Origin of the sequence: Shewanella carassii (assembly GCF_002777975.1) — a bacterium.
In the GTDB taxonomy this organism is placed as follows: domain Bacteria; phylum Pseudomonadota; class Gammaproteobacteria; order Enterobacterales; family Shewanellaceae; genus Shewanella; species Shewanella carassii.
In genome coordinates this window covers 35,816-57,728 of the sequence record NZ_NGVS01000028.1, presented here as the reverse complement: position 1 = coordinate 57,728, position 21,913 = coordinate 35,816, and the positions used below count along the sequence as shown (strand labels likewise).

The 21,913-nt window shown below is 54.9% G+C and carries 25 protein-coding genes; 9 read left to right on the top strand and 16 right to left on the bottom strand.

The genetic code is table 11. The annotated features are described in order from the left end of the window. Window positions 1-1,497, bottom strand: a complete 1,497-nt coding sequence (locus CBE72_RS13615) for an aldehyde dehydrogenase (RefSeq protein ID WP_044733901.1) — start codon at window positions 1,495-1,497, stop codon at window positions 1-3. A 255-nt stretch (window positions 1,498-1,752) separates the two neighbouring features. Here CBE72_RS13615 and aptA point away from each other — a divergent pair, with 255 nt between their 5' ends. From aptA to CBE72_RS13595, 4 genes are all read left to right on the top strand, one after another. Next, complete coding sequence (gene aptA, locus CBE72_RS13610; RefSeq protein WP_100144171.1) at window positions 1,753-3,090, top strand: omega-aminotransferase AptA; 1,338 nt, start codon at window positions 1,753-1,755, stop codon at window positions 3,088-3,090. 16 nt (window positions 3,091-3,106) lie between these two features. Continuing rightward, complete coding sequence (locus CBE72_RS13605; RefSeq protein ID WP_100144169.1) at window positions 3,107-4,591, top strand: CoA-acylating methylmalonate-semialdehyde dehydrogenase; 1,485 nt, start codon at window positions 3,107-3,109, stop codon at window positions 4,589-4,591. A gap of 18 nt (window positions 4,592-4,609) precedes the next feature. Continuing rightward, window positions 4,610-4,972, top strand: a complete 363-nt coding sequence (locus CBE72_RS13600; protein WP_100144167.1) for a cupin domain-containing protein — start codon at window positions 4,610-4,612, stop codon at window positions 4,970-4,972. Window positions 4,973-5,091: 119 nt separating this feature from the next. Continuing rightward, entirely contained in the window at window positions 5,092-5,814 is a 723-nt protein-coding gene (locus CBE72_RS13595; RefSeq protein WP_373289279.1) for a TorF family putative porin, read from the top strand. 129 nt (window positions 5,815-5,943) lie between these two features. Here CBE72_RS13595 and CBE72_RS13590 read toward each other — a convergent pair whose 3' ends face one another. Continuing rightward, on the bottom strand, window positions 5,944-6,126 hold the full coding sequence (locus tag CBE72_RS13590; protein ID WP_100144163.1) for a hypothetical protein: 183 nt from the start codon (window positions 6,124-6,126) through the stop codon (window positions 5,944-5,946). Window positions 6,127-6,334: 208 nt separating this feature from the next. Between CBE72_RS13590 and CBE72_RS13585 the strand changes: the two genes are divergently transcribed. Continuing rightward, window positions 6,335-6,676, top strand: a complete 342-nt coding sequence (locus CBE72_RS13585) for a DUF3634 family protein (protein WP_039034306.1) — start codon at window positions 6,335-6,337, stop codon at window positions 6,674-6,676. Here the strand turns inward: CBE72_RS13585 and CBE72_RS13580 are convergent, their stop codons facing one another. The 13 genes from CBE72_RS13580 to CBE72_RS13520 form a co-directional block, all read right to left on the bottom strand. Then, a complete protein-coding gene (locus CBE72_RS13580; RefSeq protein WP_229672019.1) occupies window positions 6,677-6,907 on the bottom strand; it encodes a hypothetical protein in 231 nt (76 codons plus the stop codon). A gap of 107 nt (window positions 6,908-7,014) precedes the next feature. After that, window positions 7,015-7,569: a DUF3833 domain-containing protein gene (locus CBE72_RS13575; protein WP_226684482.1), complete on the bottom strand. Its 555-nt coding sequence runs from the start codon at window positions 7,567-7,569 to the stop codon at window positions 7,015-7,017. Beyond that, window positions 7,563-8,255, bottom strand: coding sequence for a chalcone isomerase family protein (locus CBE72_RS13570; RefSeq protein ID WP_100144160.1), 693 nt, complete (start codon window positions 8,253-8,255; stop codon window positions 7,563-7,565). Before CBE72_RS13570 ends, CBE72_RS13575 begins: the two co-directional genes overlap by 7 nt. Before the next feature lie 12 nt (window positions 8,256-8,267). Further along, complete coding sequence (locus CBE72_RS13565) at window positions 8,268-8,891, bottom strand: DUF2878 domain-containing protein (RefSeq protein WP_100144158.1); 624 nt, start codon at window positions 8,889-8,891, stop codon at window positions 8,268-8,270. Between the two features lie 3 nt (window positions 8,892-8,894). Then, complete coding sequence (locus CBE72_RS13560; RefSeq protein WP_100144156.1) at window positions 8,895-10,154, bottom strand: SAM-dependent methyltransferase; 1,260 nt, start codon at window positions 10,152-10,154, stop codon at window positions 8,895-8,897. Window positions 10,155-10,475: 321 nt separating this feature from the next. Beyond that, window positions 10,476-11,267, bottom strand: a complete 792-nt coding sequence (locus tag CBE72_RS13555) for a DUF1365 domain-containing protein (RefSeq protein ID WP_100144154.1) — start codon at window positions 11,265-11,267, stop codon at window positions 10,476-10,478. Beyond that, window positions 11,264-12,535, bottom strand: coding sequence for an NAD(P)/FAD-dependent oxidoreductase (locus CBE72_RS13550; RefSeq protein ID WP_039034310.1), 1,272 nt, complete (start codon window positions 12,533-12,535; stop codon window positions 11,264-11,266). Before CBE72_RS13550 ends, CBE72_RS13555 begins: the two co-directional genes overlap by 4 nt. Continuing rightward, a complete protein-coding gene (locus CBE72_RS13545) occupies window positions 12,532-13,281 on the bottom strand; it encodes an SDR family NAD(P)-dependent oxidoreductase (RefSeq protein ID WP_039034311.1) in 750 nt (249 codons plus the stop codon). The genes CBE72_RS13550 and CBE72_RS13545 overlap by 4 nt, the downstream gene beginning before the upstream one ends. Then, the gene (locus CBE72_RS13540) at window positions 13,278-13,772 is read right to left on the bottom strand and encodes a nuclear transport factor 2 family protein (RefSeq protein WP_100144152.1); all 495 of its coding nucleotides are present in this window, start codon (window positions 13,770-13,772) and stop codon (window positions 13,278-13,280) included. The genes CBE72_RS13545 and CBE72_RS13540 overlap by 4 nt, the downstream gene beginning before the upstream one ends. A gap of 27 nt (window positions 13,773-13,799) precedes the next feature. Beyond that, window positions 13,800-15,311 carry a deoxyribodipyrimidine photo-lyase gene (gene phrB, locus CBE72_RS13535; RefSeq protein WP_100144150.1) on the bottom strand — a complete coding sequence of 504 codons (1,512 nt, stop codon included), beginning with the start codon at window positions 15,309-15,311 and terminating at the stop codon, window positions 13,800-13,802. Window position 15,312: 1 nt separating this feature from the next. After that, window positions 15,313-16,284 (bottom strand): MerR family transcriptional regulator, encoded by a 972-nt coding sequence (locus CBE72_RS13530; protein ID WP_100144148.1) that lies wholly within the window; start codon window positions 16,282-16,284, stop codon window positions 15,313-15,315. Then, complete coding sequence (locus CBE72_RS13525; RefSeq protein WP_100144146.1) at window positions 16,274-17,230, bottom strand: YbgA family protein; 957 nt, start codon at window positions 17,228-17,230, stop codon at window positions 16,274-16,276. Before CBE72_RS13525 ends, CBE72_RS13530 begins: the two co-directional genes overlap by 11 nt. A 298-nt stretch (window positions 17,231-17,528) precedes the next feature. Then, complete coding sequence (locus CBE72_RS13520) at window positions 17,529-18,449, bottom strand: polyprenyl-phosphate transporter (RefSeq protein WP_039034313.1); 921 nt, start codon at window positions 18,447-18,449, stop codon at window positions 17,529-17,531. A 393-nt stretch (window positions 18,450-18,842) separates the two neighbouring features. On the opposite strand from CBE72_RS13520, the gene CBE72_RS13515 reads away from it, so the two are divergent. The 4 genes from CBE72_RS13515 to CBE72_RS13505 all read left to right on the top strand — a co-directional run bounded on the left by CBE72_RS13515 (window position 18,843) and on the right by CBE72_RS13505 (window position 21,228). Then, entirely contained in the window at window positions 18,843-19,337 is a 495-nt protein-coding gene (locus tag CBE72_RS13515) for a hotdog fold domain-containing protein (protein ID WP_100144144.1), read from the top strand. Window positions 19,338-19,435: 98 nt separating this feature from the next. Continuing rightward, window positions 19,436-19,978 carry a DUF418 domain-containing protein gene (locus CBE72_RS20250; RefSeq protein ID WP_167387673.1) on the top strand — a complete coding sequence of 181 codons (543 nt, stop codon included), beginning with the start codon at window positions 19,436-19,438 and terminating at the stop codon, window positions 19,976-19,978. Window positions 19,979-20,005: 27 nt separating this feature from the next. After that, complete coding sequence (locus tag CBE72_RS20245; RefSeq protein ID WP_167387672.1) at window positions 20,006-20,602, top strand: DUF418 domain-containing protein; 597 nt, start codon at window positions 20,006-20,008, stop codon at window positions 20,600-20,602. Then, window positions 20,599-21,228, top strand: coding sequence for a DUF1294 domain-containing protein (locus CBE72_RS13505; protein WP_100144142.1), 630 nt, complete (start codon window positions 20,599-20,601; stop codon window positions 21,226-21,228). Before CBE72_RS20245 ends, CBE72_RS13505 begins: the two co-directional genes overlap by 4 nt. Window positions 21,229-21,286: 58 nt before the next feature. Here the strand turns inward: CBE72_RS13505 and CBE72_RS13500 are convergent, their stop codons facing one another. Next, the gene (locus CBE72_RS13500) at window positions 21,287-21,847 is read right to left on the bottom strand and encodes a TetR/AcrR family transcriptional regulator (protein ID WP_039034316.1); all 561 of its coding nucleotides are present in this window, start codon (window positions 21,845-21,847) and stop codon (window positions 21,287-21,289) included. Between the last annotated feature and the right edge of the window lie 66 nt (window positions 21,848-21,913).

Here is a 21,913-nt window from a genome sequence, read left to right as displayed (position 1 = left end):
TTAAATGGCTATCCAGGTCGCCTTAATTTCTGTGTATTTATCAAAAGCATGCAGCGACTTATCGCGGCCATTACCCGACTGCTTATAACCACCGAAAGGCGCCGTCATATCGCCGCCGTCATAATGATTGATCCACACCATACCGCTTCTCAGCGCCTTGGCGGTTCTGTGGGCCTTGCTGAGATCCGCAGTCCACACACCGGCCGCCAAGCCATAGATGCTATCGTTGCCAATGGCTATCGCCTGCTCCATTCCCTCAAATTCAATCACACTCAGTACAGGGCCGAAGATCTCCTCGCGGGCGATACTCATCTGATTATTCACTTCACGGAACAGAGTCGGCGCCACGTAGACGCCACCGGTTTCAGCCATGAGTTGCTCGCCGCCACAGGCCAGCACAGCACCTTGCTGCTTACCCGCCTCGATATAACCGAGAATAGTCTGCAGCTGCTGCTGATCCACCACCGCGCCACTGACAGTATCCGGATCCAGCGGATGCCCCGGCTGCCAGGATTTGAGCTCGTCGATAATGAGCGCTATCAGCTGCTCCTTGACCCCGGATTCCACCAGCAGGCGCGAACCTGCGGTGCAAACTTCGCCCTGGTTGAAGGCGATGGCCGAAGCTGCCGCCTGCGCCGCCGCCTTGAGATCCGGGCAATCGTTAAAGACTATGTGCGGGCTCTTACCACCGGCCTCCAACCACACACGTTTCATATTGGACTGACCGGCGTAAACCATCAGTTGCTTGGCTATCTTGGTGGAGCCGGTAAACACCAGGGTATCGACATCCATATGCAGCGCCAGCGCCTTGCCAACTGTATGACCAAAACCGGGCAATACATTGAGCACTCCGGGCGGGATCCCGGCTTCCAAGGCAATGGCAGCCATACGAATCGCCGTCAAAGGGGATTTTTCCGAGGGTTTGAGGATGACAGAGTTACCGCTGGCCAGCGCCGGCCCCAGCTTCCAGCAGGCCATCAGCAAAGGGAAGTTCCATGGCACAATCGCGGCCACTACCCCGACAGGCTCACGGGTGATCATGCCGATTTCATTGTCAGCGGTGGGCGCTATTTCATCGTAAATCTTGTCCACCGCTTCGCCGGACCAACGCAAGGCCCTGGCGGCATTGGTCACATCCACCGACTTGGAAAAACGAATTGGCTTGCCCATATCCAGGGTTTCCAGCAAGGCCAGTTCATCACTATGCGCCTCCAGCAAATCGGCAAAGCGTATCATCACCTTTTTGCGCTCTACCGGCGCCATTCGCGACCAGACTCCGGATTCAAAACTGGCTCTGGCACTGGCCACCGCCGCCTCGGCATCGGCCAGATCGCAACTGGCTACGGCGGCAAGCTTGTTGCCATCCACAGGGCTGATGCAATCGAAGGTCTCGCCGGATACGGCTGCACAATACTCTCCATGGATAAAGGCCTGGCCACAGATCTGCAATTGCGCGGCCAACTGCTGCCATTGCTGACGGGTTTGCGGTGTACTCATAAATCCTCTCATCTGCTTGCAAGCGGGCATTCCACTACCTCAGTAGGCCTATCGCGGCCAACTCGTGCAGCCATCGCGAGTTATTCGGGTCGCTCCAGATTAGCCTCGAGCACGGCATAAATTCAATATATTTTACAAAAATAGATTTTTTGGCATAAATAATTGCACACAGGCCTTCCATGTTCATTATTTCTGACATAGCATAGCGAAACATCAATCACCATTAACAAGCCCGCAACACTAAGGTTAATGCTTATGGCAGAGCTAAAACAACAGGCGAAAACACAGGGCAATCTCGAGCATTACTGGATGCCTTTCAGTGCCAACCGTCAATTCAAGCAAACTCCCAGGCTACTGGCTTCGGCCGAAGGCATGTATTACCGGGATGTCGATGGCCGTCAGGTGCTGGATGGCACCGCAGGTCTTTGGTGCTGTAATGCCGGCCATGGCCGGGCGGAGATCAGTGAGGCGGTCAGCCGTCAGATCCGCGAAATGGACTATGCCCCCAGTTTTCAGATGGGTCATCCGTTGGCATTCAAGTTGGCCGAACGCCTCAGTGAAATCGCCCCGCCCGGCATGAACCGTATCTTCTTTACCAACTCGGGCTCAGAGTCGGTCGACACCGCACTCAAGCTGGCGCTGTGTTACCACAGAGCCAATGGCGAACCGAGCCGCAGCCGTTTTATCGGCCGTGAGCTGGGCTATCACGGTGTGGGGTTTGGCGGTATTTCAGTGGGCGGAATTGGCAATAACCGTAAAGGTTTCAGCCCGCAGCTCCTCGGCGGCGTCGATCACCTGCCCCACACTCTGGATATGAAAGCCAACGCCTTCAGCCGCGGCTTGCCCGAGCATGGCGCCGACAAGGCCGAGGCGCTCGAGGGGCTGATTGCCCTGCATGGCGCAGAGAATATCGCCGCCGTTATCGTCGAGCCCATGTCAGGCTCGGCCGGGGTAATATTGCCCCCCAAGGGCTATCTCAAGCGCCTTCGGGAGATCACTCAAAAATACGGCATCTTGCTGATATTCGATGAGGTAATCACAGGTTTTGGCCGGGTGGGCGGCGCTTTTGCCAGCAACCACTGGGATGTGACTCCGGACATAATGACCACGGCCAAGGCGCTCAACAATGGCGCCATCCCCATGGGCGCGGTGTTTGTGCAGCAAGCGATTCACGATGCCTGTATGCAGGGCCCCGAGGCGATGATCGAGTTCTTTCACGGCTATACCTATTCAGGGCATCCGGTTGCGGCCGCGGCGGCACTGGCCACCCTGGATATCTACCGTGACGAAAAGCTGTTTGAGCGCACTACAACGCTGGCGCCCTATTTTGAGCAGGCGCTGCACAGTCTCAAGGGGCTGCCCAATGTCATCGATATTCGCAATACCGGCCTGGTAGGTGGCATTCAGCTGGCCCCCAGCCCGCAAGGTGTTGGCAAACGCGGCTATCAGATTTTCGAGCGCTGTTTCTGGCAAGGTGCGCTGGTACGGGCCACCGCCGACATCATAGCCCTCTCACCACCACTGATAGTGGAAGAGTCCCAAATAGATCAACTGATTTCCACCCTGGCCGACGCCATCCAAACCGTCGACTGAAGCACACAGGATAGTTATGCGTATTTACAGCCACTATATAGATGGACATGAAACAGATGGCAGCCTGGCACAGGCTTCACTGCCCATTTTCAACCCGGCCAGCGGCGAAGAGCAAGCCAGAGTCGCCCTCGCCTCCAAGTCAGATACAGAGCGGGCGATAGACTCGGCCAAGCAGGCTTTTGACGCTTGGTCAAAGGTATCGCCCCTTAACCGGGCGCGGGTGCTGTTTCGCTTCAAAGCCCTGGTAGAAGCCCACATGGATGAACTGGCCGAGCTTATCTGCCTGCAACACGGCAAAGTGCTTGAAGATGCCAGGGGCGAGTTGGTTCGAGGGCTGGAAGTGGTTGAGTTTGCCTGCGGCATTCCCCATCTTCTCAAGGGGGAACACACTGAGCAGGTTGGCACTGGCGTCGATGCCTGGAGCATCAACCAACCGCTCGGGGTGGTCGCCGGCATTTCGCCGTTCAATTTCCCTGTGATGGTTCCCATGTGGATGTTCCCGATTGCCATCGCCTGCGGCAATACCTTTGTGATGAAGCCATCGGAAAAGAATCCGGCGCCGGCACTCAGAATTGCCGAGCTGCTGACCCAGGCCGGGCTGCCGGATGGGGTTTTCAATGTTATCAACGGTGACAAGCTGGCGGTAGATACCCTGCTCTGCCATCAGGATGTTCAGGCCATCTCCTTTGTCGGTTCAACGCCTGTGGCCGAGTATATCTACAGTAAGGCATCGGCTCACGGCAAGCGGGTACAGGCACTCGGCGGCGCCAAGAACCACATGCTGCTGATGCCAGATGCCGATCTGGAACTGGCCAGTAACGCCCTGATGGGTGCGGCCTATGGTTCTGCCGGCGAGCGCTGTATGGCTATTTCCGTAGTACTGGCGGTTGCTGATGTGGCCGATGCCCTGATAGAAAAACTGCAACCCAAGATAGCCGCGCTCAAGGTAGGTAACGGCCTGGAGCCGGGTATGGAAATGGGGCCGCTCATCTCCCGCGCGCATCTGGACAAGGTCTGCAGCTATATAGACAGCGGTATACAGCAGGGCGCAGTTTGTCTGGTCGATGGCCGCAATACCTTGGCAGACAGCGAAGGTTTCTTTCTCGGTGCGACCCTGTTCGATGGCGTCACCCCCGAGATGCAGATTTACCGGGAAGAGATCTTCGGCCCTGTGCTTTGCATAGTCAGGGTGGCCGACTATGACTCGGCGCTGGCTCTTATCAATCAACATGAGTTCGGCAACGGCACCGCCATCTTTACCCAGAGCGGCGAGCTGGCGCGCGACTTTTGCCACTCGGTGCAAGTCGGCATGGTGGGGGTCAATGTGCCTATCCCTGTGCCTATGGCATTTCACAGTTTCGGCGGTTGGAAACGCTCGCTGTTTGGCCCACTGCATATGCACGGCCCGGATGGAGTTCGCTTTTACACCCGGCGCAAAGCCGTTACCGCCCGCTGGCCCAAACAGCTGAGTGCCGATTTCATCATGCCGACCATGAAATAGGGAGAGAGGGAGAGCCTGATGCACATCAACAATATCAGAGTACTGGCGCGCAATACTCCCGAGGTAAGTGAATACTCCATCGCCGAGGAAAAGCGTCTGCAGGGCGCGCCTATGCAACGACTGGAGAACCATTACTCCAGCCCCTGTGAGCAGTTTCATACCGGAATTTGGCAAAGCGAAACAGGCACTTGGAAAGTTAACTACACTGAGCACGAGTATTGCGAAATCCTCGAGGGTAACAGTGTCATCAGCGATGAGCAGGGAAATCGTCTCGAAGTTGGTCCGGGCGACAGGTTTGTTATCCCGGCCGGGTTTCGCGGCAGTTGGCAGGTAACGGTTCCCTGCCGCAAGCTCTATGTGGTGTTTGAATCCAACAGATAAAAACAAAACCGCCATGAGGTCTCAGCATAGCTGCTGTTGTTTGGCATAAACCAGGTCGCGCCGGAATATTTCCGGACGGGGCCGGCAAACCAAAGAAGGGAGAAATGCTTGTGAACCCAGTGATAAGAAGAACCAACCCTCTGCTATGGGCACTGCTGCTTGGCGGCGCCATAACCTCAACCTCTGCCATGGCCGAAATCAGCGGCGAGATAGCCGTGACCAATGACTACCGCTTTAGAGGCGTGTCACAAACTGCCGGTGACTTTGCCGTGCAAGCTAGTCTGGACTGGAGTCACGACTCGGGTTTCTTCGTCGGGGCCTGGGCCAGTAATGTGGAATTCGATGAAGATGGTACTCCCAAAGAGGATCAGGTGGGTGCCGATTTCGAACTGGATGTCTACCTGGGTTACGCCGGTGAAATCAACGACAACCTGGCCTATGACATTACCCTGCTGCGCTATATGTACCCGGGCGACAATGTCTCCCAGGACTACAACGAAATCTCTTTCGGCCTCGAGTTCAGCGATTTTAGGGCTGCCTACTGGTACACCAATGACTATTCGGGCTCAGATCTGGACTACCACTATGCAGAGCTGAACTATAGTTATGAGTTTGCCGAAAACTGGAGCCTGGATCTGCACCTGGGTTACAACTTCGGCGATGCGCCCGATGACGATATGGGTAAATATCTGGATTACTCCATAGGTGTCTCGACTGAGATTGCCGGTGTTGGTTTGTCTCTGGCCTGGTTGGACACAGATATAGATTCGGATGCCGAGATAAGCAGTGGCACCTTCCAGAATGACGGCACTGTGCTGGCGAGTGTCAGCTACGCTTTCTAAACCGAAAAATTGCTGTGCCCAGGCAAGCCATAGGACAGACCTGCACGGGCAAGCCCCATCTTCCTCCCACCAACCAAAAGTAACAGAGCCGCTCCCTGAGCGGCTCTTTTTTATAAATTGATTCAGTTCTCAACGCAGTGGCGGTACGTGGGGGGTATCGCCCCGGCGCACCTGATGTTTGACGTCTTGCCAGCTATGGGTGAGGTGTTGCAGTTGCTCTCGCCGCTCGGGAAACTGCTCGCTGAGCTTTGCCATCAGTTCCACTTGTCTGTCACAGATTTGCGCCCAGCGCTCGGCATTGGAAAGGTACATGGCTTCATCCTTGATCTTGGTTTGTGGTAAAACAGGTGTTACTGAACAAATAATAACCAAGGTTTGCCAATTTGCCAGTCCTTCTAGCCTTATCACAAAAATCCACCCTGGGTGCACTGTCAAACGCCGCTGCTTGCAGGTATAACTGAAGATATAAGATCACATCTGGATAGCAATATTTACTCTTGCTGAAACAAGGAGTCTCACTATGGCCACTATGTTAAAAATACTCTTTATCGCCCTGGCGTTAGTGCTTATCTACAAACTGGTTTTCAGTAACAAGAAAGGAATGACAATATTTGAAATGCATTTCAAGGACGGTCGTATGACCTCTCACAAGGGCAAAATCCCGGAGAAGTTTGAACGTGAATGCCGCGCCCTGGTCAAGAAAGAGAAACTCACCTGCACAGTGCGCGCCGAGCGCAGCGGTGAAGTGCGGCTGCATATCAGCGCCAACGCCGGAGATGCCAATATTCAGCGTCTGCGCAACCTGTTTCCCTTCGAATACTATGACCGTAAGCAGAGCGACAACAGTAAACAACTGGGCTGATCAGCGCTGCCCGGGGAACACTTGAGGGTCGATTTTCCCTTCCCGGCGCGCATCATCTATGATCCTCTGGTTATCCTGTGCCATGGGATCTTCGGCAGGGAGATTGGAATTCACCCGCTCCTCCTCGGGCGCTTCAAAACTGAAATCGATACCATTCGAGCAGCCGCCGAGCGATACCAGTGCCAGTAAGCCCATCGAAACCCAAGGCAGTAGCAAAGACTTGTTGTTCATCAATATTGAAACCTGTGTTGAGAGACGGTTGTTATTAAAACAGAGCTAAGCTTAACTTAGGCTGAGACTCAGCGTTAGTCATGGCGTACCATTAATGACCAGCTCTGTTACTTGTCTTCCAACCTACGGATCACCAGAGTCACCTCCCCCACTGTCAGGCCCCATTTGCGGATCTCGCTGCGGTTGATTATGGTGTCCGGCGCCGTTTGATACATCCAGTCGTCAAAATGTACCTGATACTCGTTGCTATCGAGCTTTAGCAGCATGTCGTAGCGCCAGCGCAGGGCAAAACCCTCTGCTTGCCCTTCTGCCACCCCCAGAATATCCGCGGCTCTGCCCTGGTAGCGGCCATCGGCAAGCTTGGTAATCTGCCAGGTTCGCTCGGCAAGCTCACCATCGTCATACTCAAACCATTCCTGCAACACACCTTGATTCCCCTGCCAACTGCCCGTCATCCGCACATTGAAACGGCGCACCACCTGGCCGCTGTAATCTTGCACCATACCGGAAGCCTGCAACTCCCCGTTAAAGAACTGCTGCAGATCCAACTTAGGTTCGCTGGCGCTATAGTCATGAATATCGACACTGCCGCAACCGCTCAGTCCAAGCATCAGAAGTAACATCCAAACCTTAGTGAAACTGATAAACCTGCTGATTAACATTTGCATGCCTGCTCTCCTATCAACTGGGCTCTCAGTTGCGGCCGACTGCTGCGCTCTGACAACCAAATCGCCAAAAAGGCATCAGCAAAACGCTTATGCTCGCTCGAAGCGCTCTCATCTATAACAATCGCGGCTAACGGCTTGTCATTGAACAGAAAATGCCCTCGCTGCGGCCCGCTTGCCACAAAGCTCAATCTATCCCCTTGCTCCACATCCGGCCAGATATCTTCAAGCAGCGCCAACCAGGCAGATATCTGCTCTCTGTCGTATCCCAGGTGCAACCACTGGTGTTTGGTGGCTTCCAGGAGTCGCGAAGCGGGTATATCCCGGTAATACTGAATTTCCAGCTGTTGCGGGAAGCTATTGGGCTGGTAACTACCATCCGGCGTCAGCAACCTGGCCCGATAAAGGGTCATAAACCACCAGTCCATTTCACCGCGGCCCACTTCCCGAAAGCTGGCAAGCTCCGCCTTGGATGGCTCGACCTGGGCAGCTTTGGGCTCAGGAGTCTGCTCTTGACTCAGCGCTTGAGCCTGCTGTGCTTGAGTCTGTGCTTGAATCTGTAAATTGTCAGCCCAGGTCTGAGAGGGCAGGCCAAGCAGTATCATCAGCCCGGCAAAGCCTGCTTTATGCAACTTACCAGCTTGCTTTGCTCCCTTGTTTACACCCTTGATGAATCGTTTCATTGCCGGTCTCCGTCAGAGAAATCCTGTAGTTGGGCGGTTTTCGCCCCTTTCAAGCTTGAGGTTGCAATAACTTAACAGTGGCAGCAGCAGCGACCAGATGAATATCAACAAGCTAAAGGTAGCCGATTGCCCCAGGGGCCAAGCCACGGCCTCCAACCTGAATGCCGCCAGGTAGCTGCCAGCGCCCCCCACTGCGCCAAAGAACGCCTGCTGCCATCTGGGCAAGTCCCTGAGCCAGGCCAGACTCACCCCCAAGGTCGCGGCAAAATGCCCCCAAAGGCAACAGAGCCACAAGGGTAAAAGTCGCGAGGGGCTGTCAAACTCAAATACTCCGCCAAGGTGCAACATGGCGTCCAAAACTATGCCAATGACAGCAGGCATCAGTACGGCGTTGAATGCTTTCATACTGTATCCGCTACGCTTTACGCTTTGCTCTGCCAGTTGGCAGTGCTGATCCTGAGCATTCTCGGCCATGAGGGCGGAGCGGTAGCCCGGATTGACAAGCAGCAACTGGGCACAAAGCAGCAAGAGAGCAAACACCAGCGCCTGATTGGCAAACAGGATCAAAGACCACCAGCCCAACTGGAAAACGATGGCGTTGAGCAGCAGAAAAAACCAAGGCGATGACAGTTTCATGGCCTAACCTGCAATTTGCCTTGAGCTCAGCGGACGATAGCCGTCCTTGACTGCAGTCAGTTGCACCGTGCTTATGGTGCGCTCAAGAAAACCACCCTCGCAGTAACTCAGGTAAAACTTCCACATACGCACAAAATCTTCACCATAACCGAGTTCACGCACCCGCTCTCTGGCGTCATCGAAGTTGGCATGCCAGTCATTCAGGGTGCGGGCATAGTCGAGACCAATATCATCCAACGACCAGAGGGTCATGGAGGTTTGCCGCTGCAAGTTGCGTGTCATCTCGGTAACAGATGGCAGGCAGCCGCCGGGGAAAATATAGCGCTGAATAAAATCCACCCCTTTGCGGTAGCTGTCATAGCGCTGATCTTTAATGGTGATCGCCTGCAGCAACAGCTTGCCACTCGGCTTGAGCAGGGCATCCAGGCCGGCAAAAAAGCCCGGCAGATAATCGTGGCCCACTGCCTCTATCATCTCTATCGAGACCAAACGGTCATACTGGCCGCTGAGCTGGCGATAATCCTGCCGTAGCAGGGTAATGCGCTCACTCAGTCCTTCGGCGGCAACCCTTTCACTGGCATATTGGTACTGGGCATCGGAAATCGTGGTGGTGGTTACCTTGACGTCATAGTGTTTGGCAGCATAGATAGCCAGGGCGCCCCAACCGGTACCTATTTCCAAAAGACTCATCCCGGGCTGCAGATCCAGCCGCTCGCAAATCAGTTGCAGCTTATACTGCTGCGCCTCATCCAACTGCGCCTGTTCATGGGGATAGACGGCGCTTGAATAGAGTAGCTCAGGGTCGAGAAATGCCTGATACAAGGGGTTGCCCAGATCATAGTGCGCCAGAATATTGCGCTTTGAACCGGCCTTTGAGTTTCGGCGCAGCAGATGTTTCACCCGGCTAACTGTGTTGGAAAACCAGGAGAACCGTTTCTCTATCTTATCCAGCAGCGGCAGATTACGGGCAAAGAGGCGTACCACGGCGGTAACATCCGGACTGGACCAGTGCCCCTGAATATAGGCTTCACCGGCGCCGATAGAGCCGCCTAGAATCACCTGGCGAAAAAAACGCTCATCGTGAATACGAATTATAGCGACCAGGTCTGTATCGAGCGGGCCAAAGGTCCACTGCTCACTCCCCAGTTGCAGTTTAAGACAACCGCCCTCCAAGGCATTCAAGGCCTGTTGCATGACTCTGGCCCATAGACTCTTGCCGCTGGCGGCCAGCTGCTGTCTGTTCTTGGCTACTGTGTTTTCCATCTCATTCTCCAATGTTTGCTGTCACACTCGGGGAAATTTCCAAACCTTTAGGGAAGGTGCAAATAAGTCCTCGTGGCACTCTGGCTTGCACAGCAATTGGCGTTCAAGGCATCTGACTGAAGGCATGCCGGGGCCTGTCGAAGTCGGATAACGCAGAGAGCCGGTTGCTGTGAAAGCCCCGAAGGGCGTGGCTTACAGACCTGCCTGCTGTGTTGTGCTTCTTGCAAAGGACTAAGGCCATTTGCTGCGAACCACGCCTTGCATCCACGCCCGTAAGCCGATGCAGAGTACACATGGGACTTGTTCGCACCTTCCTTAGCCTCAGTCCGTGCCGCCCTGAGGCCTGCGCTCGTAAGGCACAAAGGGCACCCGCTTAAGCCACAAACGCAGCGCTTGCCAATAGATGAGCCAAAGAATTTTCAGGCTCATCAAGGGAAAGCCCCACAGATAACGTCTAAGTTCACGACCATTGAAGGGGCGGCGTTTGAGGCTTAATACCGCATCGAAGCTGACCTTTTGCGACTCGGGGACAGCCTCTGCCTCATCTCCCTTGCCGGGCAGATTGCTGATCCGCAAGTCGAGCCGCTCTGCCGGCGCCGGAATATGCCAGCGATAGCGATAATCCAGCGACATAAAAGGCGATACATGGAAGCACTTGTCGCCAAGCGCCGGCGCCTCGGCCGACACCAGATAACAGTGACGCTCATTCCAGGGGGTATTGCTCACCTCTGCCAACAGGTATTTATATTCATCACCTTGAAAGCAGTAGAAAAAATTGACTGGGCTGAAATAGAGCCCAAAGTGGCGCAGTTGCCCGGCGAACAGCACGCTGTCGCAGCCGGCCTCGCCGCCGAGCGCAATCACCTTATCCAGTACCCGCTGTTTAAGCGATGAGGCAGTATTCGATATTGAAGCCGCCTTGAGGTAATCCTGCTGCCGAAAACGCAGCACTGACCAAGGGGATTCACCAAACAAGCCGCTGAGGGATGAGAGCCTTGGCAAGTCATCCAAGTCCAGCAGCATCAAGGCAAAGGGATAGCGAAAGCTGTGCCTTACCGGCGTTAGCCTCAAGTGACTGACGCTGCCGAGGTAGAGACCCGTTTCAGGTTTCATAGGCTCACCCCGAACCTTTCACAAACATCCAGGGCGCTGCGTACCCCGTCTTCATGAAAGCCGTTGTACCAGTAGGCGCCGACAAAATGGATACTGTCTTGGCCGCAGATCTCGCTGCGGCGTTGCTGCGCCGCCTGGCTCTGTTCATTGAATACCGGGTGAGCATAGACAAAACGTTTGAGCACCTTGTCCTCGGCTATCGCCTCATCCTGGTTCAGGGTCACCAAAAAATCCGGTGCAGACTTTGGCAGGCGCTGCAAAATATTCATGTTGTAGGTCACGCAGGCGGGACGGCTGGCATCACCATCGAGACGATAATTCCAACTGGCCCAGGCGGCGCGATGCTTCGGTAACAGCGAGGTATCAGTGTGCAAGGTCACCTGGTTATCCTGGTATTTAAGCCTGGAGAGTATCTCCCGCTCCAGCTCACTGGCGTCACTGAGCATGGCCAGCGCCTGATCGCTGTGACAGCCGAGGATCACCTGATCAAACTCATGCCAGCTATCCTTGACTCTGAGCTGCACGCCCCCCGCTTGGCGGCGGATTTGTGCTACCGGCGAGTTGAGATGCACCCGCTCGGCAAAGGGCGCGCTGAGCGCCGGAATATAACTGCGGGAGCCGCCTTCGAGCACATACCACTGCGGCCGATTGCTGACGGCCAACAGTCCATGATGTTCAAAGAAACGGATAAAGAATGGCAGCGAGAAGGCGCGCATATCCTGAATGCTGGACGACCAGATAGCGGCGCCCATCGGCAGGATATAGTGCTGACAGAAGAAGTCGGAAAACCCCTGCTGGTCGAGAAATTCCCCCAGCGTCACCGCCGGGTAACGACCACTTTGGTACAAGGCTTTGCAGCGGCTGTTGAAGGCCAAAATCTCCCTCAGGAACCCCCAGAAAGTCGGACTCAGCAGGTTGCGCTTTTGCGCAAACAGGGTCGCCAGGCTATGGCCGTTGTATTCAAGACCGCTGACAAGGTTTTGCACCGAGAAGCTCATCTCGGTCGCCAGCGCCTTGATACCGACCCGGGCCATCAAGGCCTGAAACCTGGGATAAGTGCGATCGTTGAACACAATAAACCCTGTGTCTATGGCGTAGGGTTTGCCGTCAAGCTCAACATCCACAGTGGCCGTATGCCCACCCAGATAATCGGCTGCTTCAAACAACGTCACCTCATACTGCTGTGACAACAGATAACCACAAGTGAGCGAGGAGATCCCCGAACCGACTATGGCGATGCGCGGCTTATTGCCGGTTGAAACTGTCATACTGGGCTCCCGTTTTTTGCAGAGGGTTTACCAAGGGCGGCGGCCAGCCAACTGCGGGGCAGCCAGCTCAGCAGAGTCAGCAGCCAGATAAAACGCCCGGGAAAGGCAATCAGGCGCCGTCTGGCGGCCAGGGCTTGGATGATGGTGTTGGCGGCTTTATCGGCGGAAATCCGCATCGGCATGGCGAAGTCATTTTTGTCGGTGAGCGGCGTTTTAACAAAGCCCGGGCGAATTTCGCTGACATCTATTCCCTTGTGGGCCAGATCGAGCCGCAAGCTCTGCGCCAGGTAACTGATCCCGGCCTTGGAGGCGCCATAGGCCTCCGCCCTCGGGAAAGGCAGCATCACAACACTTGAACTCATCAGCGCCAGTTGGCTGCCACGCTCAAGCAAAGGCATAAAGGCTTCCAGGCAATAGCCCACAGCCAACAGATTGGTGCGGATAACCCGCTCAAACAGGGCGCTGTCAAAGGCCATAGCCTCGTCTATGTACTCACAGGTACCGGCATTGAGCAGCAGCAGATCCACACAGTCGGCTTGGCCCAACTCCAATTTGAGCTTGCTGCCCAGCTTCAGCACCGAGTCTCTGTCCGTGACATCGAACCTCAAAGGCTCGCAGCCTTCGAGGGCGGCCAGAGCTTGTTCATTGCGGCCACAGGCCAAGACCCGCCAACCGGCGGCGGCATATTGTCTGGCAAGCTCGGCACCTATGCCTGAGCTGGCACCCGTGATCAATACCGTCTTCATCGGCTTGCCCTGCCCTTGACCATGCGCACCACTGAGCCCAGCAGCGGCAACTGTTCATAGAGCATCTGCCCCAGATCCAGATAATCCCTGTGATAATGGATTTTGTCGCCAAACTTGATGAGGCTGATACCATCGACGCTGATGCTCTGCCCCCGGTTCAATTTGGGGTGGCGGTACTTCATCTGCCAACTGATAGCGGCCTGGTCCCCGGCGGGCAAGACATCAGTGATCTCAAAGGCGATTTCGGTCAGGTTGCGATACAAACCGGCAAAATACTGTTCCAGTTGTTCAAGCCCCTCCAGTCGGTGCATGGGATCGCAAAAACAGATCTCAGGCGCATAGACGGCCTGCAGCCTTTGGCGCAATGTGGGCAGTTGCTCAGGGCCCAGGGATTGATACAAGGCAATAAATGCCTGAATAATCTCCTGAGACTGCGGCGCTGCCGGCTGTGAAGCGGGTGCTATGTCCGCGGCGACTGAGTGGCTGATCATGATAATCCCTCGGCTAATGAACTGAGTTCAGGCAGACTTTTTCAGCACGGACAGGGCGGTCAACGCCCTTTGCCGCGCCGCGCTGTGCTCGACTATAGGTGGCGGATAAGCCGCAGTGGCGAACAGACTCGGCTCGGTGAAGCGAGACGATGCGGCTGTGCCCGGATGGTGTATCTGTTTAAGCGGCCAGTGCGCCAATTCAGGCAGATAACGGCGGATAAAACTGGCGTCAGGGTCGAACTTTTCACTCTGGCTCATGGGGTTGAAGATCCTGAAATAAGGCTGGGCATCACAGCCGGTGCCGGCAGACCACTGCCAGCCGCCGTTATTGGCTGCCAGGTCACCATCTATCAGGGCGCGCCGAAAATACTGCTCGCCCCAGCGCCAGTCCACCAACAGGTGTTTGGTGAGAAAGCTGGCGGTCACCATTCGCAGCCGATTGTGCATCCAGCCGGTCTGGTTTAGCTGACGCATGGCGGCATCCACCAGCGGATAACCGGTACGGCCCTCGCACCAGGCGGCAAACTCTTGCGGGTCGTTCCGCCAGACTATGTCATCACCGAGCGCGTTGAAGTTGCGCCCCATACACAGCTGGGGCCAGGCATGCAGCAGATGGCGGTAAAACTCGCGCCAGGCCAGCTCAGCCAGCCAGCTGCGACCCGGACTATTGTCCTCTGCCATAGCCTCGGGGAAGCGATTGAGCAGCGCCGCCACACATTGCCGCGGGCTGAGAATACCAAACGCCAGATAGGGCGACAGGCAACTGGTGCCATCGAGCGCCGGGAAATCCCGCTCCTGGCCGTAATCGGCAAGCTGGTTGGCAATAAAGCTATCGAGGCGCTGCCTGGCCGCCCCTTCACCCACTGGCCAGTGGTGGCTGTCTTGTTTGCTATCTTGTTTACTGCCTTGTTTGCTGACCTTAAAACTCAGCTCTGCGGGTTCGGGTAAAGCCGGGGCCAGAGGCGCAGGTACCGGCAGCGGCATTATCGCCTCACTTCCCAGCAGCTCACGCCAGCGGCGAAAGAAGGGGGTAAATACCCGATACATTTCGCCGCCTTGGGTACGGACGCTGCCGGGCGGCAGCAGACAGTGCTCATCGGTAAACTGCAGGCCCACCCCTATAGTCCCGGTGAGCTGCGCCAGCGCCAGATCCCGGCGCTGCTCGTTAATCTCCACCTCGCGCCCGGCAAAAATCTGCTTAACGCCCTGGCGTTGGCAATATTCCTCGACAGTGACATTCACCAAAGAGAAATCGTCACAGTTCAATAAATCAAAAGCTATCCCCAAAGATGCCAACGCCCGTTGCAGTTGATTGATGCTGCGCTCGATGAAATCCAGCTGCATGGGACCAACAGAGTGCTGCTGCCACTGGGCCGGAGTCGCAATATAAAAACCCCGCAGCGGCAGACCTTGGGCCCTTGCCGCTTCGCACGCCAGCCACAGGGCCTGGTTATCTGAAGTGCGCAGATCGCTGCGAAACCAGATGGCAACACAGGCCTTTTCACTGGAAGGCACATGATTGGGCAAGGACTGGGACATGTTACTTGTCCTCCGGTTGTTTTGAGGCGGACTCGGCCTGACCCAGCAGTGCCAATATGGCGGCATTGCTGCTGCAAAGCACAGGATTCTTGACGGGCTCCCGGTTCTTGTTGGCGCCTTTTTCAGTCACAGCCAGTTCCTTGGCATAGTGCTCAAAGGCATTGGCGTGAGCCGCCACATAATCCCCGCTCAAGATCAATGGATATTCCAAAGCGCTCGCCAACTGGAACAGGGCTTTGACACTGCTGCCCGGCAACTGGGAAGGTGGCAGCAACAAGAGCCCCTGCAGCGGCAGCCTGTGTGCCAAGAGTTGCAGCCCCTGGCCTTCCAAAGGCTCCTCTATATTGAGCGGCAAAAGGCTGACACCCCGGGTGATAAGCTCCAGTTGCAACAAGATCTCACTCCAGGCCGGCTGCTTGCCAAGCGGCAGATAAAGAAGTTGCCAGCGGGGTTTCTGGCGCAGCAACTGCTCGCTGCGGGCGCCGACATAGTGAGCCAGACGGCTTTCGAGCCAACTGCGGACAAATGCGCCGTCGAGGCGTTCATCGAGTTGGGTGTCCAATACTTGCAACCAATGGCGCAAGCGCCGACAACACAAGGCGATGGGATAGAGGGCACTGAAATCATCCAGCAAGCGGCCAAAGCGGGCACTGCTGAGAGAAAGTGCCGCCTCGGTGAGACTGCTGCTGAACTTCAGCCAGTCGTCGTCTTCATTTTCTTGCTGCAGCTGTTTTTCTGTCTGGCCACTGAGCAGTGGCTTGACCTTGCTGATGGCCACGCCCTGCTCAAGCCAGGAGAGGATTTCACGGATCTGTTGCACCTGCTCCTGAGTGTAGAGTCTATGGCCCTTGGGGGTGCGCTGCGGGATAACCAGTCCAAACCGTCGCTGCCAGGCGCGCAAGGTGACAGGATTCACCCCGGTCAGTCTGGCGACTTCGCCGATGGAAAGGTTGGCAATGTTATCAGTAGGCATAACGCAGTTTTAACTCCTGTGGATGAGGGTTGAGATAAACCTGGGCCGCAATATACGGCTGCGGATGCTCCCTCAAGTAATGTTTAATCAATGTCAGCGGCACCAACAGAGGTTGCAACCCCTGACGATATTCATCTATCACCTGACTAAGCTCAGCCTTCTGTGCCTTGGTCAGTTTTTGTTTGAAATAGCCCTGAATGTGTTGCAGCGCACTGGTGTGATTGCGGCGACTTGCCTTATTTTTCAGCGCCTCCATAAAGCCTTCGAAGTAACGCCGGGCAGTTTCCTGCAAGTCTTCACCACCTTCAGCCAGCAAGGGGCCAAGTTGGCGATAATGAGCCGGACTGTGCGCCAACAAGAGGTATTTGTATCTGGCATGAAATTGGGTCAATTTATGCAGGCTCAAGCCGGAGTGCAGCAGACACTGCCAGTCATGGAAGGCATACACCCGGGTGAAAAAGTTTTCCCTGATCACCAAATCGTTCAAGCGCCCCTCTTCTTCAACCGGCAGTTGTGGCCAGCGTTGCATCAGGGCCTTGGCGAACACACCTATGCCACTGCGATTCCCCTGATCGCCGCCTTCCTTGTAGACAGTGACCCGTTCCATGCCGCAGGTAGGTGATTTGGCACAAAGCAGATAACCGCTTAAAAACCCCAACTCAGCGACTTTTTGCTCACTGAAACTTTGCAGGCTCTCGGTTACATCCAGGCTGGCATCACGGCTCTGGATCCTAATCTCATCACCGCGGCGCACCTGACGTATGCTCTTGCGCGGCGCGCCCATACCTATCGCCATCTCAGGACAGACGTGCACAAAGTCGAAATGTTGCCTAAGTTCCTGCTGGCAATAGACAGAATTCTTATGACCACCGTCAAAACGCACCTGCTGCCCCAACAGGCAGGCACTGATACCCAGTTGAATTCGCTGCGGCTCAAACTTGTACATATTGAGAATCCTTGTATAACCTTGTAGTAGATTAAGGCATACACCTGTACAAGGATCAAGTTTTTGTACAATATTTTTTAGTAAAGAAGGATCGACTTGCCGGCAAGTCATACAAGACCTTAAATGGAGTCAAGCCCAGCAAGCCTGGGCTATCCGCTGGCGAAGCAAGACCCATCTTGGATGAAACCTGTAACGCAAAGGCATTTAAGAGAGATTCGAAGGGAGATAAAAAACGGGAGCCTTGAGCTCCCGTTTTCTGTCATTGATATCTTTCACTGCAGGGCACTAACGCCTGAAATTATTGCTTGCCTGCCCCCAGACGCTCAACCAGGAGTACCAGGCCAATTCCAGCGGCGGCACACAAGAGCGCCAACCCCAACTGATGCGGCTGCTGTGTCAGTTGCTCAAAGCCAAAGGGTGACAGGTTTTGCTGCACCAGGGGTACCTGCTCACCATGGGAATTGGTGCGCCAGCTCAGCGTCTGTTTCCAGGGCCAGATCTTGCCCAGCGTCCCCAGCATAAGCCCGGTAAGGAAGATAAGGGTGGCATCGTGAAAGCGCCGCAGCAACGCCGACAGCAGATGGCTGAAACTCAGGATACCTATCACGGCGCCGACAGCAAAACAGCCGAGAATGTCCAACTGGATATTCTTGGCCGCCGCCAGCACGGCTGGATAAAGCCCCAACAGCAAGAGGATAAAGCTGCCGGATATCCCTGGCAGTATCATGGCGCAAATGGCAATGGCACCGCCAACAAAAATATTAAAGTAACTGGCCTCCAACTCGACCGGGCTCAGCACGGTAATGCCCCAGGCAAAGGCCACTCCCAACGCGAATATCAATAGTCGCGGCAGTGAAAAACCGCCCTTGACCTGGCGCAGCATATGCACCACAGAGATAAGGATCAGCCCGAAAAAGAATGACCATACAGGAATAGGATGATGTGCCAGCAGGTAAGAAATAAGCTTGGCCAGGCTCAGAATACTGCTGAGGATCCCCGCCAACAGACTCAACAAAAAGGCGCCATTGATATGCGCAAACGCCGCCTTGATGCCGTCACGGCGTATAATGCCCCAAAGACTGGGATTGATACGGCGAATACTTTCCAGCAGGGTGTCATAGATGCCGGTAATAAAGGCTATGGTTCCCCCGGAAACGCCGGGCACCACATCGGCGGCCCCCATGGCCAGCCCCTTGAGGTAGGTCAACAGAAATTTCACTAGGTTTCCTTACTACTGTTTTGATAATTCTCGCGGATTATACCAATCCTGATTGAAGTTGGATTGTCCAAGGAAGTGATTCTTGCACTTGCAAAAGGTTCACCCATTCGCACCTTCCAGAAGAAACCGCCATTTAAGCACAGGCACCAGTTGCTGCCACGCGTTTTTATTCTATCTGTTCAGCCCCAGCTCAGATTGGCGAGCCCCTCGATCATCTCAGCCAATGCTCTTGGTTCTTTCCTTTTAGCTCGTGCCTCTTTCCTTTTAACTCTTGCCTCTTGGCTCTTGCCAAAGCGCTCGTCAGCATACACACTCATCCGACCAGAGTAATAACAAAAACATTACCCTATACCAACAAAAAACATCAAAAAGGAATACCCACAAGGAATCACTATGAGTAAAACCGCCAATTCGACCCTGAACTTGTATCACAAATGCCGGCGCCTGCCCTTTGGCAATAAGATATTCTCCTTGCTGGTCAGCCGGATGGCACCCTACTTTGGCAGTATCAAGCCGATAATTACTCAGTTGGAGCCCAACTACTGTGAATGCCTGTTGCGTAAACGCCGCGCAGTGGAGAATCACATAGGTACAGTACATGTCATTGCCATCTGCAACGGCCTGGAAATGGCGATGGGGGTCATGGCCGAGGCTTCAATACCACCTCATCTGCGCTGGATCCCCAAGGGCATGATGCTGGATTACACCGCCAAGGCCGGCAGCGATATCCGCTGTGTGGCCAAGGTTGATGCCAACGCCTGGCAGCCGGGGGATCTTGATGTCGAGGTGCTCGCCTATGACAGCAATGATATCCTGGTGGTCAAGGGCAATATCAGGCTCTGGATCTCGGCCAAGCCGGCTAAAAACGCGACCGAGAAGGGATCATAATTTGAAACAAGCGAGCACTTCCCTCATTCGGGTTTGATTGCTAACTTGGCTCTGTTAATAAAAGCCATAGATGGTATACAAAAATAGGCAGGGAAAAGATGCAGGGACAGCCGGTCAAAATCAGTCACAACCCCAATATCGATGCCGTCAGAGGGCTGGCGGTATTAGGGATATTCTTTCTCAATGTGAGTTTTATGGGCGTCACCTTATATGGTTATGCGCCCTTTCCCGAGTTTCATTTAACCGATGCCATTACCGAAACCCTGAGTAATTTTCTGCTGGAGGGGCGCTTCCTCAGCCTGTTTTCCATGCTCTTCGGTGTCGGCCTCTATATTCAACAACAGAATTTCCTCGCCAGAGGATTGGAGCCCTTCCCCTTAATCCGCTCGCGCTTACTCTGGCTGATGCTCTTTGGGGCGCTGCACAGCCTGTTTATCTGGCCGGGGGATATCCTGCTCACCTATAGCATTTGCGGCCTCCTCGCCTGGCATTATCGTAACCTGGAGATTGAAGCCCAGCAAAGGCGGGCACTGCTCTTTATCGCCATAGGCATCCTGGCCTATGGCCTGATGATCTTTCTGCCGGGTGATGAAGCCTGGATCCGCGGCAACGCCCTCTTCAATGAACAATACAGCGCCTAGACCGGCAGCTATGGCGAGCAGTTGCTGATGCACCTGTTTATGACCTTGCTGATGCTGATTTCCCTGCCATTTACTCTGCTGTGGTTTATCAGCGGTGTGATGCTGCTGGGGATTAGCCTGTATCGTCGCGGGCTGTTTGACCAAGGTTTACCCCAGGGCAAATTGGGGAAATTGCTGGCACTGAGCTTGCTGCTGTCGCTGGCGGACACGATTCTCAGCCTGCAATCCCGCCCCAAACTGGTGATGCTTTCCGATATTCTGGTCATGCTGAGCGCCATTCCCATGGCTATCGTCTATGCGCATCTGTTAGTTAAGTTCGGCCGACGCCTGCCATGGCTGCAAATGCGCCTGCAGGCGGTTGGCCGGATCCCCTTGAGCCTGTATATTCTGCAGTCCTGTTTTGGGATCTGGCTGTTTCGCCATCAGGCGCCCGAATTGCTGCTGACACTTGAGCGCATAGACTACCTGGCCATAGCCCTGGGTTTTGCCTTGGTACAGATAATACTGGCCAGCTGCTATCTTAGGTTCTTCAACCAAGGGCCGCTGGAATGGCTCTGGCGCCGTCTGGCCTTCGGCAATAAGCCAATCAATAACGCCATAAATACTCACGAGTCAAACACATGAAGCACAAAGGAAAAGTCAGCCATTGGCAGGACGATAAAGGCTTTGGGTTTATCAGCCCCAATGACGGCAGTGAACGGGTGTTTCTGCACATTAAGTCACTGAGCCTGAGCGGTCGCAGGCCACAAGTAGGCGACGTGCTGACCTTTGACATCACCCTGGATGACAAGGGTCGGCGCCAGGCAAAACAGGCCTTCTTTCCCGAGGACAGGGGCAGACTCAAACAAAAACAGCGTCAGCAGAATAAGCGCAGCAGTCACAAGTCTTTCATCGGCAAGCTCACCGCCCTGTTTGCCCTGCTGCTACTGGCTTTAGTGGCACTGGGTAAGCTGCCGCTCTTGGTGCCCGTCTGGTATCTGCTGCTGAGCCTTCTCTGTTATTGGCTCTATGCCCGTGATAAAAAGGCCGCCGAAACTGGCCGCTGGCGCACCAAGGAGTCGACCCTGCAACTGACCGGCTTGCTCGGTGGTTGGCCCGGCGCTTTACTGGCACGCCATCAGTTTCGCCACAAGACCAGTAAAACAAGTTTCAGACTCCTGTTCTGGTGCTGTGTCGGCCTCAACCTGTTGGTGCTTGGCGCCGCTCTTAAGCTGGGATGGCTGGCACAGCTGCCCGAGATAGCCTTTTAACGGTTGGCTCTAAACTCAAGGGCAAGCTCACCTATCAAGCAGGCTCAATCATCTAGGCTTAATCAAGTAAGCTCAGTGCCAGCTTGCGGCCGCGCTCGGCAGCATACTGCCGACTGACGAGCTGGGCCGAGACTATCGCCCCCTCTTTAATCAAACACAACTGCCCGGCCAACTCACGAGCGCGCTCGTTGCCAAGCCAAGGCGACAACTTCTGCTCAAGCTCATTTTGAACCCTGGCCTTATGCTCACGGCAGAGACGATTTACCGGATGCTCGGGTGAGGGATACTCGGCGGCGGTATTGATAAAGAAACAGCCGCGAAACTGGCTCAGGGATTCAACCCGGCTGTTGAACCAATCATCCAGGGCGTTAAACAGCTCATGAACCAGCTCCGTCGGCGTTTGCGCCGCCTCCAGCCTTTGATTCAACCAATCAAAAAACAGCTGATCGCGATAACGCACCACGGCCAGCACCAGAGCCTCCTTACCCTCGAAATGATGATAAAGGGTCTTCTTGGCTATGCCGGCCTCGGCCAGAATTTGATTGATGCCCACCCCATGCACACTCTCTCGATAAAAGAGTTCAAAGGCGCCGGCAAGCAGTTGGGAAACCTTGTCCATCTCACGCTCCTTAACGATTCAATCTGAGTTTGACAAAAGTAGAACGGTCTGTCTACCATAAAAAGT